The 11,695-nt window shown below is 32.1% G+C and carries 12 protein-coding genes; all 12 read right to left on the bottom strand.

All coding sequences use genetic code 11. The features are described from left to right. Window positions 1-33: 33 nt before the first annotated feature. Window positions 34-1,749 carry a proline--tRNA ligase gene (locus FC55_RS02930; RefSeq protein ID WP_003699897.1) on the bottom strand — a complete coding sequence of 572 codons (1,716 nt, stop codon included), beginning with the start codon at window positions 1,747-1,749 and terminating at the stop codon, window positions 34-36. A gap of 50 nt (window positions 1,750-1,799) precedes the next feature. Continuing rightward, entirely contained in the window at window positions 1,800-3,077 is a 1,278-nt protein-coding gene (gene rseP, locus FC55_RS02925) for an RIP metalloprotease RseP (protein ID WP_003699895.1), read from the bottom strand. 24 nt (window positions 3,078-3,101) lie between these two features. Further along, window positions 3,102-3,890 (bottom strand): phosphatidate cytidylyltransferase, encoded by a 789-nt coding sequence (locus FC55_RS02920; protein ID WP_003699893.1) that lies wholly within the window; start codon window positions 3,888-3,890, stop codon window positions 3,102-3,104. Between the two features lie 2 nt (window positions 3,891-3,892). Continuing rightward, a complete protein-coding gene (locus FC55_RS02915) occupies window positions 3,893-4,675 on the bottom strand; it encodes an isoprenyl transferase (RefSeq protein WP_003699891.1) in 783 nt (260 codons plus the stop codon). Between the two features lie 135 nt (window positions 4,676-4,810). After that, window positions 4,811-5,374 carry a ribosome recycling factor gene (gene frr, locus FC55_RS02910; RefSeq protein ID WP_003699890.1) on the bottom strand — a complete coding sequence of 188 codons (564 nt, stop codon included), beginning with the start codon at window positions 5,372-5,374 and terminating at the stop codon, window positions 4,811-4,813. 2 nt (window positions 5,375-5,376) lie between these two features. After that, entirely contained in the window at window positions 5,377-6,099 is a 723-nt protein-coding gene (pyrH, locus tag FC55_RS02905) for a UMP kinase (RefSeq protein ID WP_003703168.1), read from the bottom strand. Window positions 6,100-6,211: 112 nt separating this feature from the next. Next, window positions 6,212-6,589: a DUF956 family protein gene (locus FC55_RS02900; protein WP_003699888.1), complete on the bottom strand. Its 378-nt coding sequence runs from the start codon at window positions 6,587-6,589 to the stop codon at window positions 6,212-6,214. 86 nt (window positions 6,590-6,675) lie between these two features. Then, window positions 6,676-7,137 carry a methylated-DNA--[protein]-cysteine S-methyltransferase gene (locus FC55_RS02895; protein WP_003699887.1) on the bottom strand — a complete coding sequence of 154 codons (462 nt, stop codon included), beginning with the start codon at window positions 7,135-7,137 and terminating at the stop codon, window positions 6,676-6,678. Between the two features lie 416 nt (window positions 7,138-7,553). Beyond that, entirely contained in the window at window positions 7,554-8,897 is a 1,344-nt protein-coding gene (glnA, locus tag FC55_RS02890; RefSeq protein WP_003699883.1) for a type I glutamate--ammonia ligase, read from the bottom strand. A gap of 29 nt (window positions 8,898-8,926) precedes the next feature. Continuing rightward, window positions 8,927-9,313: a MerR family transcriptional regulator gene (locus FC55_RS02885; protein WP_003699881.1), complete on the bottom strand. Its 387-nt coding sequence runs from the start codon at window positions 9,311-9,313 to the stop codon at window positions 8,927-8,929. A 90-nt stretch (window positions 9,314-9,403) separates the two neighbouring features. Continuing rightward, the gene (locus FC55_RS02880; protein ID WP_003699880.1) at window positions 9,404-10,666 is read right to left on the bottom strand and encodes a methionine gamma-lyase family protein; all 1,263 of its coding nucleotides are present in this window, start codon (window positions 10,664-10,666) and stop codon (window positions 9,404-9,406) included. Window positions 10,667-10,687: 21 nt separating this feature from the next. Further along, the gene (gene miaA / locus FC55_RS02875; RefSeq protein WP_003699879.1) at window positions 10,688-11,611 is read right to left on the bottom strand and encodes a tRNA (adenosine(37)-N6)-dimethylallyltransferase MiaA; all 924 of its coding nucleotides are present in this window, start codon (window positions 11,609-11,611) and stop codon (window positions 10,688-10,690) included. Window positions 11,612-11,695: the final 84 nt, after the last annotated feature.

Genomic DNA, 11,695 nt, shown 5'->3' with positions numbered 1-11,695 from the left:
CTTAATCTCAGTCACTTCAAATAAAAATATTAACTAATCAGTAATTGTTTCATTAAAAAGTATTTTTACAGAATTTAATAACTCTTCTAACTTAACTTCAATCTTTTCTCCATTTTGACGAAGTTTAATTTCAACAATTCCTTCATCTGCTTTCTTACCAACAGTTATACGAATTGGAAGTCCAATTAAATCTGAATCTGCAAATTTTACTCCTGCGCGTTCTTTTCTATCATCAACTAACACTTGATATCCTGCATCTTCTAACATTGCAGTAACTTTTTCACTTAGTTCTCTTTGTGTATCATTTTTTACGTTAACAGGAACAACATGAATATCAAATGGAGCAATTTCGCGAGGCCAAGCAATACCATTTTCATCATTATGTTGTTCAACTATTGCTGATAATAAGCGTGAAACACCAATTCCATAGCAACCCATTCTCATAGGAACTTGACGTCCATTTTCATCTAATACATCTGCACCCAAACTCTCAGAATAACGAGTTCCTAATTGGAAAATATGACCAATTTCAATCCCACGTGTAAATTTCAATACACCTTCGCCATCTGGTGATAGTTCTCCTTCTCTAACTTCACGTAGATCTAAAAATTCATCAACATGATAATCTCTATCAATATTAACGTTTATATAATGGTAACCATCTTCATTGGCACCTACACTAGCATTTATCATTCCTTCAACATCTAAATCTGCTAGTACTTTTAGATTTTCATCAATTCCTACAGGTCCTAGAGAGCCGAAGTTTGCACCTAAGAATTTTACAGCTTCTTCTTCTTCAGCTGGACGTAAATCAATAGCTCCTAAATGATTCTTTAATTTAACTTCATTTACTTCGTCAATACCTCTCATTAAAACAACAACAGGTTCGTCATCAGCCACAAATAGTAGAGTCTTAATTTCATTTTGAGTATCTGTTCCCAAAAATTCAGCTACTTCAACAATTGTTTTGGCATTAGGTGTAGCAACTTTTTCCAAATCTTTTGGAGTTTCATGAGATTGTTTAGGTATTCTCAAATTCTTTGCCATCTCAATATTAGCTGCATAATCAGACGAATCAGAATATGCAATTGTATCTTCTCCAACTTCAGCGATGGCTTGGAATTCTTTTGATCTATTTCCTCCCATTGCGCCTGAATCAGCAATAATTCCTCTAAAATCTAGCCCACAACGTTCAAAAATTCTTTGATATGCTTTGTCAGTATCATTAAAAACTTTTTCCATACTTGCATCATCAACATGGAATGAATAACCATCTAACATCAAAAATTCACGACCACGTAATAAACCAAATCTAGGTCTATTTTCATCGCGATACTTCATTTGAATTTGATATAAATATAGTGGCAATTTTTTGTAAGATTTTATTGCATCTCTTACAATTGTTGTGAAAGTTTCTTCATGAGTTGGTCCTAAAATAAAATCTCGTTCATGACGATCTTTTAATTTAAACAAAGTAGGACCGTAAGTTTCATAACGTCCTGACTCTTGCCATAACTCTGCTGGTACAACTGCAGGGACTAGCATTTCTACTGCATCAATTCTATCCATTTCTTCACGAATAATATTTTCGATTTTCTTCATTACTCGATATGCAAGAGGTAAGTAAGCATACATACCAGCTGTTATTTGTTTGATATATCCCCCTCTTAGCATTAATTGATGACTGACAACTTCAGCATCACTTGGAATTTCTTTTAATGTTGGAATTAACATTTGTGATTGTTTCATTTTTTTACTCCTCTCTGAAAACAATATCCATCTTTAAATCATTAATTATACTAATGTAAAAAATATCTTTGAATATCATTCCAGGTTACTAAAATCATTAAAATCATTAAAAAACCAAATCCTACCAAAGTAATTATACCCTCTTTTTCTGGATCCAAAGGCTTTCTTCTGATTGCTTCTACTACATTTAATAGCAATTTCCCACCATCTAACGCAGGTATTGGCAATAAATTTACAATACCTAAATTTATAGACAAAACTGCCATTAAATTCATAATACTCAAGATACCATAATGAGCAGCTTCACTCGTATAAGAGTACATTGCTACAGGTCCACCCAAATCATTCAAACTGAATCCCTGTGTAAACATTTTACCTAAAACTCCTATGATACTTGTTATTATATACCAAGTTTGAGTAAATCCATATGACAAAATTGCAACAATTGATTTATCATAATGGACTTTTGCCATAACTCCTATCATTCCAACTTTTTTACCATTCTCAATTTGAACTTTAGGTGTTATCTTTATTTTAATAATTTTATTTTTTCTATCAATTTTTAAAATAATTTTTTTATTCCCATTTTTTTGGATTTGGGCGGAAGCTTCTTGCCAAGTAGTAGTTTTTATATTATCAACAGCTATTATTCGGTCATTAGGCTTTATTCCTGCTTTCTGTGCAACCGAATTTTCTTGGACCTTTCCTATTTGATTATCTGTAGAAGCTACTCCACCTTGCACAAGTGCGATCACTAGAAAAGCTACAATTGCTAAAATAAAATTATTCATAGGGCCTGCAAAGTTTGTAAGCATTCTTTGAATAATTTTAGCTGACTGAAATTGGACATCTTTAGGTGCAATTTGCACTTCTGTTCCATCATTTTCAATTATGCATGCATCATGATCTACTTCATATACTTTTAGTTCTGAATCATTACCATTCTCGTATCCTTCGATCCACAACTTATCTTCTAAATCCCAATCAGAAATTTGAACAGGAACACCTGAAATTAAAGTTTTTTTGTTACTTGTATTAATTTTTACTACTTTATTTTCATCATTTATTAACAGGCTAACTGTCATTCCTTTTTTCAGAGGAACATCATCTTCCTCGGCGCCTGCCATACGCACATATCCACCTATAGGTAATAATCTGATTGTATATGTAGTACTATTCTTTCGATAAAACCATAGTTTAGGCCCCATACCAATGGAAAATTCTCTTACTAAAATTCCTGCCTTTTTTGCAAAAAAGTAATGTCCAAATTCATGTACAAAAACGAGGACTCCAAAAACAATAATAAATGCAATTATTGTGATAATCATTTAACCATCCTCTCTTAAACCTTGCTAAATTAACCCAACGAAATGCATTAAAGGTAAAACTAACAAAATTGAATCAAATCTATCTAATATTCCACCGTGTCCTGGTAAAATTTTTCCAGAATCTTTTACTCCATAATGTCTCTTAAATGCTGATTCAATTAAATCACCAAATTGAGCACCAATTGATAGAAATACTGTTATTCCTAACATAGTTAAAAAGCCGTATGGAAAAACACCTTGCTTAAAGAAAAGATAGATTCCTACGATAATGACAGCACTCACTGTACCCCCAATTGATCCTTCCCATGTTTTGTTAGGACTAATATGAGGAGCTAACTTAGTACGCCCAATTTGACGCCCGATTAAGTATGCGCCACTATCTGTAATCCAAGTAATCAAGAATGCGTATAAAATCATCCATAAACTTTCTTGGCGAGCATAAATCATATAGTGAAATCCTAATCCTGAATAAATAGCTCCTAAAATTATAGCTCCCACATCATCAAAGGAAAATCTATTACGACTAACAACTGTATATCCTAGTAATACTAGCGTGAAGAAATAGAATCCACTATAAAAAATTCCATTTGGAAAAAAATTGATCCAATTACTTGGTACTAATAGGCAAGCTACTGCCATAAAAGCTACTATTGCCTCAGGTGAAATTAAAAGTTTTCTTTTCATAGTTAAGAATTCTGACATTCCCACTAATCCCATTGCTACTACTAATATACTAAATAAATTTCCTCCCACTACTAGTAAAGGAATAAAAATCAGCAATGCTATGACTGCTGTAATAACTCTCTGTTTCATCTTTATTTTTTCTCCTCTTTTAATCCGCCAAATCTTCTATCTCTTGTTTGAAAAGTATAAATATTAGCCAATAAATCTTCTTCTGAATAATCCGGCCATAATGTATCAGTAAATACAAATTCACTGTATGCCAATTGCCATAATAGGAAATTTGATATTCTTTCTTCTCCACTCGTCCTAATTAACAAATCAGGATCATTGTATGGAGCAAGCTTTCCAGTCATTAAATTAGCATCTACTACTTTTTCAGTTATCTTTTCTATCTCTAATTTATTTTCACTTACTTCACTAGCAATGCTTTGAATAGCAGATACTAATTCAGCACGACCACCATAATTTAACGCAAAGTTTAAGATCATTCCTGTACAATTTGAAGTTTGTTCAATTGCATCATAAACAGCTTTTTGAGTTTTTTTAGGTAGCATATCTATATAACCCATAACATTTACTCTTACATTATTTTCAATTAATTCAGGAACAAAAGTATTGAAAAACTTGACCGGTAAATCCATAAGAAAATCCACTTCTTTATCAGGACGTTTCCAATTTTCTGTAGAAAAAGCATATAACGTTAGGACTTTAACACCTAGATTACTCGCTACCTTAGTTATATTTTTTACAGTTTCCATTCCTTGTTTATGTCCTGCTATTCGCGGTAAGTGTCTTTTCTTAGCCCAACGTCCATTTCCATCCATGATAATAGCTATATGATTAGGAATTAGTTCTCTTTTTAATTTATTCCTTTTTTCGTCTATATTTTCTTTTTTATTAAAAAAATCCAACATCTAAATTCACCTCCATAATGGAAATATACCTCTAAATTACTATAGCAGCTTTTTTTTAAACAATAAAGTTAATATACAATAAAAAAAGGGCAAAGTAACAAATCTTTACCCTCGTGATACAATAGTCTATTGCAATTATCCTTCGAGAACTTCTTTTTCTTTGTCCTCTGTAATTTTATCAATATTTTTAATAGATTCATCTGTCACTTTTTGTGCTTGATTTTCTAAATCTCTTAAATCATCTTCTGTTAAGTCACCATTCTTTTGAGCTTTCTTCAAAGCATCCATCATATCACGACGAATATTTCTAACGGCAACTTTTCCAGTTTCAGAAACAGCCTTTACTTGCTTTGCTAACTCTTTACGACGTTCTTCAGTTAATTGTGGAATGACTAAACGAATTGCTGTTCCATCATTCATTGGAGCAATTCCTAAATCTGATGCCATGATAGCATGTTCAATGTTCTTCAAAGAGGACTTATCATATGGTGTGACCAACAATACACGTGCTTCAGGAACTGAAATCTGTGCCATTTGATTTAAAGGAGTAGGAGCTCCATAGTATTCTACATTAATTCTATTCAATAAACTGGCATTAGCACGTCCTGCACGGATATTTCCTAATTCTCTTCGTAAAGAGTCCTCTGCTTTCGTCATTTTTTCTTGTGCTTCTTTAATAATAGGTTCTGTTATTTTCATAATTATTTTCCTTCCACTGTTGTACCAATTTCTTCGCCTTCAACAACCTTCTTAATGTTTCCTCGGTTATTCATGTTGAAGACCACTAAAGCAATATTGTTATCCATTGATAATGATGAAGCTGTAGTATCCATAACACGTAATCCCTTATTAATAATATCCATATGTGTTAACTTAGTATACTTTTTAGCTGTAGGATCAACTTTAGGATCCGCATTGTAGATTCCATCTACTCCATTTTTAGCCATTAAGATTACTTCTGCATTAAGCTCGGATGCTCTTAATGCAGCTGTAGTATCTGTTGAGAAATATGGTGAGCCTGTACCTGCTGCAAAAATAACAATTCTTCCTTTTTCTAGATGACGAATTGCTTTTCTACGAATATATGGTTCTGCTACTTGTCTCATTTCAATAGCTGTTTGAACTCTTGTAGGAACTCCAACTGACTCTAGACTATCTTGAAGTGCTAAAGCGTTCATAACAGTTCCCAACATGCCTATGTAATCAGCTTGTGCTCTCTCCATTCCTATTTCAGCACCAGCTTCACCACGCCACATATTTCCGCCACCTACGACGATAGCAATTTGTACACCTAAATCATGAACTTCTTTTATTTCTTCTGCAACTTTCAAAATTTCGGGCGGATTAATTCCTTTTCCTTGATCACCAGCAAGTGCTTCACCACTCAACTTTAGTAATACACGTTTATACTTGATGTCAGACATGTAAAATTCCTCCCAATATTTATCATAATTCATTCTATAAAATTTTATCTCTTCTAAAATTTCATTTTACCATACTTATCATAATGATAGTAGGTCCAAAAATAATTGCTACTTATTTTTTATTTTTAAATAAGTTCTTTAAATTTCTTTTAATAACTTGGAAGAAAGTTAATGAACGAACCATTCTATCTGCAGGAACATATTCTCTAATTGCTCGCAATACTTCTTTAGAATTTTTGGCAGAAAAAGTAAACATACCATTTTTTTTAGTTCTCAAAGCAAAGCGTGGTATCCATTTCCCTTTAAACATCACAGAAGCTATAACTACATCCACTTCTTCCCATGGAATTTGGATATATTTTCTAACATCTCTATCATTAAAAAATTCAAATCCCTTATCACCTATCATTATCTTTCCATAATCAGATAATCCCATATAAGACGTACCTGCCATTGTTAAATCTACTTTTGTATTAATTGACTGAACCATAATTAAATTCAACTCCACTTTTTACATTATTGTACTTATTATATCAGAAAACACCTCGTAAATGCTTACAATAATGGAATTATTACTTATTTTTCATGATCCAATAAATATTTCTTCCTATCTATTCCTCCAGCATACCCCACTAAATCTCCTTTACTACCTATCACTCTATGACATGGAACTATTACTAATAATTTATTTTTTGAAACTGCTCTTCCAATTGCTTGTGACGAAATATTCTTTTCACCAAAAATTATTTTGCCTAATTCTTTATATGATATGGTAGATCCATAGGGTATTTTTAATAATTCATTCCATACTTTCAATTGAAATTCAGTTCCTTTAAATTTAATTGGTAGATCTTTAATTAATGGCTTATTTCCTTTAAAATAGTCATCCAACCATTGTACTGTTTTTTCTAACACCACATTACCAATATTTTTTTCTTCATTTTCTTCCTCATCACTAAAATAACATTCTACTAAAGAATATCCATCAGATTTTAAAACTATATTTCCGATTGGTGAATCATAATTCATTTTATACATGCATATCACTCCTTAAAAAAAAGCAACACTAAGCGGATGATAAGATAGCTACCTATACCATCTTATCATCCGCTTAGTGTTGCTAAAACTATTATTATAAATAAACATCTATTTACTTAATTTTAATTACTGGCTTATGCTTCTTTTTTCTATCTATACTTAATTTATCAATTACCGGTTTATTATTTACTATAGTAACTTCTACTGTATCTTTTTTTATTGAAATCATAGGCTTACTCCTCTCTTTCATAAAAAAACTAGCTTACTAACTGTAAATATATAGCACTCAATAAATTAGACTATTTTATTAAGCAAATATTAAGAAATGATTAATTTTTAAATTCTATACTAATTAAAATAACATATATAAAAAAGATGAATAAGTCCACAAAATGACTTATTCATCTTAAAGTTCACTAATACATTTCTAAATATTGATCTCTTTCCCACTGTGAAACTTCTTGACGATAAGCATCCCATTCTAAACGCTTTGCTTCTAAGAAGTTTTGATATAAATGTGGTCCCATAGCATCTTGAACAACCTTATCTGTCTTCAATGCTTTTAATGCATTGTGCAATGTTGATGGTAAATCTTGAATGTTATTTGCCTCACGTTCTTCATCATCCATTGCATAAATATTTCTATCAACAGGAGCTGCTGGTTCAATTTTATTACGTAATCCATCTAAACCTGCTTCTAGTAATGCAGCTACTGCTAAATATGGATTAGCAGATGGATCTACTGAACGTAATTCTAAGCGAGTTGAATTTCCTCTTGCAATTGGAACACGAACCAGTGGTGAACGATTATGTCCTGACCAAGCCACATAAACAGGAGCTTCATATCCAGGTACTAAACGTTTATAAGAATTTACAGTAGGATTCATAATAGCAGTAAAGTTACGTGCATGTTTCAATACGCCACCCAAGAAGTAGTATGCATCTTGTGATAGTTGTTCTTCACCTTTAGTATCAAAGAATGCATTACCGTCTTTATGGAACAATGACATATTTAAATGCATGCCTGAACCGTTAATTCTATCTAATGGTTTTGGCATAAATGTTGCATGTAATCCATATTTACGTGCAACAGTCTTTACAACAAGTTTAAATGTTTGAATATTATCACATGCATGCAAAGCATCCGCATACTTAAAATCAACTTCATGTTGTCCAGGAGCTACTTCATGATGGGAAGCTTCTACATCAAATCCCATATTTTCCAACTCTAACACAATATCACGACGACAATTTTCACCTAAATCAACAGGAGCTAAATCGAAATAACTTCCCTTATCATTTAAGTGGATTGTTGGACGTCCAGTTTTTTCATCTAATTTGAATAAAAAGAATTCAGGTTCAGGCCCGATATTAAATTCTGTAAAGCCCATTTCCTTCATTTCATCAAGTACTCTAATTAAATTATTACGAGGATCTCCTAAAAATGGTGTGCGATCTGCATTATATACCTCACAAATTAAACGAGCAACTTTTCCATGTTCTCCACCCCATGGAAAAATCATCCATGTTGATAAATCTGGATATAACCACATATCACTTTCTTCAATACGTACAAAGCCATCAATGGATGAACCATCAAACATCATCTTATTATCTAAAACTTTATCTAACTGACTAATTGGAACTTCAACATTTTTAATTGTTCCATATAAATCAGTAAACATTAAACGTAAGAAACGTACATTTTCTTCCTTTGCAATGCGTCGAATGTCATCTTTTGTGTAGTCGAATTTTACCATCTTTTATTGCTCCTTGTCGGGTTGTTAATTTAAAGTGAACGGTTATTACGCAAAGAAAAATCATTATCTTTCATAAAACCACCAGCAGATACAAACTCATCACGTAAAATGCGTCGAACATCAGCATCTGTTAATGTATTATGTTTATCAGCTTTTTCTTGTTCTTTTTTAGCTTTTTCTTCATAAATATGCTTAATTCCCGCCATATTTATTCCTTCACCTAAAAAATCTTTAATTTCTAAAAGCTTATCTATGTCATTCAAGGAATACATTCGCCTATTTCCCGCATTACGTTCAGGTATAACCAATTCTTGTTCTTCATAGTATCTAATCTGGCGTGCAGTAAGATTTGTTAGTTTCATAACAGTTCCCATAGGTAAAACTGCAAGTGAACGTCTAAGCTCTTTTTCTCGCATAATCCAACCCTCCTTTAAATTACGTGTTAATGATATCAATAAGACAGACAAATGTCAATATCCCATGTAATATTTTCTTACACGAATTTTTTATTTATAAAATGTTTCTAGCACCGCTTTAGTTATAGCAATTTTTACATGTGCATAAGTTAATCCACCTTGAATATATAATGTATATGGTTCTCTTAAAGGACCATCACTTGATAATTCTATTGTGGACCCTTCTGTAAAACTTCCAGATGCCATAATAATTTTATCTTCATATCCATCCATATAACTTGGAACTGGTTCAACATATGCATTCATAGGAGAATTATGTTGTATTGCTGCACAAAATTTGACCATTGCATCAGGATTACCAAAATTAACCGTTTGAACCAAATCTGTCCTAGGCGCATCCCAGCTAGGTGATACATCCATTCCCATTTCTTCTAGTAATGCTGCTGTATAAATCGATCCTTTAATTGCCTCTCCTGTCACATTAGGAGCCAAGAAGAAACCTTCGTAAAAATCTCTCATAAATGGATATGTGGCACCTTCATTCTTTCCTGCTCCTGGAACAATGAGCCTTGCACCGCATCTATCAATAAGATCTTTATTCCCAACTAAAAATGCACCTGTTTTTGCAATTCCACCACCAGCATTTTTGTATAGGGAGCCAGCCATCAAATCAGCTCCATAAAATGTTGGTTCTTCAGTCTCTGTAAATTCTCCATAACAATTATCAATAAAAATTATCGCTTGAGGGGCATATTTTTTTACAAATTTTATCATCTCAGCTATTTCAGAAACAACGAAACTATCTCTTGAAGAATAACCTCGCGAACGTTGTATAGCTACCATTTTTATCGAAGAATCTTTTTGTAAATCTTCCTTCGCTCTTTTATAATCTACTTTCCCATTATCTAAAAGTGGTGTGTAAGAAAAATTAATTAGATGTTCTTCCAAAGTTCCTGGATTATTTCCAGCTACACCTATAACTTCTTGAATAGTATCATATGGCATTCCTGTTAAATAATGCAATGTATCATGTGGACGCAACACTCCAAAAAATGCAGTTGAAATGGCATGGGTACCAGATGTCAATTGCGGTCTAACCATAGCATCTTCAGTTTTAAAATAATCAGCAAACATAGCATCAAGTTTATCTCTACCTATGTCATCATAACCATATCCTGTTGAACCAACTAAGTCTTCCTCAGCGACATGATGCTTCCTAAATAATTCTAATACTCTTCGCTGATTATTTAATACTATTTCTGTTATATCCTCTAATTTTGAAGATATTTTCTCATCTACTATCTCTATTTTATTTTGTAAATCTTTAGGTAAATCTTCTGACCATTTACTCATTATCACTTCACTCCTTAATATTTATATCCAATCATCAATTAGTTTATATATTTTCTTTATATCTTCAGGGTTATTAACTAAATCAAACCAAACTACATTCATTTTATTCCTAAACCATGTCAATTGTCGTTTAGCATATCTACGTGAATTTCTTTTTACTAGTTCAATAGCTTCATCTTTAGATATTTCACCATCAAAATAAGGATAAAATTCTTTATAACCTATTCCTTTACCAGCAGGTAGTGTAGCTCCGCCTAAATCATATAGGTACTTTGCTTCCTCAATCAATCCAGTTTGAATCATTATATCTACTCTTTTATTAATTCTTTCATATAGGGTACTTCTTTGAGTATTCAATCCTATTAATAATGGCTCAAATTCCTCATTACTTTCATCATGTTGTTCAGAAAAAAGGCGTCCAGTTTGTTCAATAACCTCCAAAGCCCTTATCACTCTTCTAGAATTATTGATTGGAATTTTCCTAGCAGCTACTACATCTAATTTTGCTAGTTCTTCCCACAATCTTTCTTTTCCATTTTTTTCCATAAAAAGTTGCCATTTTTTTCTTCTTTCAATACTCAATTGATCAAAAGTATCTCCACCTAAACTATAACCATCTAAAAGTGCTTGCAAATAAAAGCCTGTCCCACCAACGATGATAGGTATATTATCATCATTAGCTATTTCCTTTATATCTTTACGGCAGTTATCTATAAAGTCAGCAACAGAAAATCTTTGCTGAACTTGTAAGATATCTATCATATAGTGCTTTATATCTTCCATTTCATCAGGTGTTATCTTTGCTGTTCCTATATCCAAATTTTTATAAACTTGCATTGAATCGCCTGAAATAATTTGTCCTTTATATTTCTTAGCAATATCAATTGATAAAACTGTCTTTCCTACTGCTGTTGGGCCAACAATCACAATAACTTTTTGTGTCATACTATCTTCCCTTAATTATCTTTTTATAAAATTAGTATATCATTATTACTTAAATTATAACTATTTTCCTGGATATTTTTATCA

Origin of the sequence: Ligilactobacillus salivarius DSM 20555 = ATCC 11741 (assembly GCF_001435955.1) — a bacterium.
Taxonomy (GTDB): Bacteria; Bacillota; Bacilli; order Lactobacillales; family Lactobacillaceae; genus Ligilactobacillus; species Ligilactobacillus salivarius.
This window is presented reverse-complemented; position numbering and strand designations above follow the sequence as displayed.

Excerpts from the sequence above, each read along its gene's own strand:
- FC55_RS02930 (WP_003699897.1), bottom strand. The coding sequence starts at position 1,749 with ATGAAACAATCACAAATGTTAATTCCAACATTAAAAGAAATTCCAAGT.
- rseP (WP_003699895.1), bottom strand. The coding sequence starts at position 3,077 with ATGATTATCACAATAATTGCATTTATTATTGTTTTTGGAGTCCTCGTT.
- FC55_RS02920 (WP_003699893.1), bottom strand. The coding sequence starts at position 3,890 with ATGAAACAGAGAGTTATTACAGCAGTCATAGCATTGCTGATTTTTATT.
- FC55_RS02915 (WP_003699891.1), bottom strand. The coding sequence starts at position 4,675 with ATGTTGGATTTTTTTAATAAAAAAGAAAATATAGACGAAAAAAGGAAT.
- frr (WP_003699890.1), bottom strand. The coding sequence starts at position 5,374 with ATGAAAATAACAGAACCTATTATTAAAGAAGCACAAGAAAAAATGACG.
- pyrH (WP_003703168.1), bottom strand. The coding sequence starts at position 6,099 with ATGTCTGACATCAAGTATAAACGTGTATTACTAAAGTTGAGTGGTGAA.
- FC55_RS02900 (WP_003699888.1), bottom strand. The coding sequence starts at position 6,589 with ATGGTTCAGTCAATTAATACAAAAGTAGATTTAACAATGGCAGGTACG.
- FC55_RS02895 (WP_003699887.1), bottom strand. The coding sequence starts at position 7,137 with ATGTATAAAATGAATTATGATTCACCAATCGGAAATATAGTTTTAAAA.
- glnA (WP_003699883.1), bottom strand. The coding sequence starts at position 8,897 with ATGGTAAAATTCGACTACACAAAAGATGACATTCGACGCATTGCAAAG.
- FC55_RS02885 (WP_003699881.1), bottom strand. The coding sequence starts at position 9,313 with ATGCGAGAAAAAGAGCTTAGACGTTCACTTGCAGTTTTACCTATGGGA.
- FC55_RS02880 (WP_003699880.1), bottom strand. The coding sequence starts at position 10,666 with ATGAGTAAATGGTCAGAAGATTTACCTAAAGATTTACAAAATAAAATA.
- miaA (WP_003699879.1), bottom strand. The coding sequence starts at position 11,611 with ATGACACAAAAAGTTATTGTGATTGTTGGCCCAACAGCAGTAGGAAAG.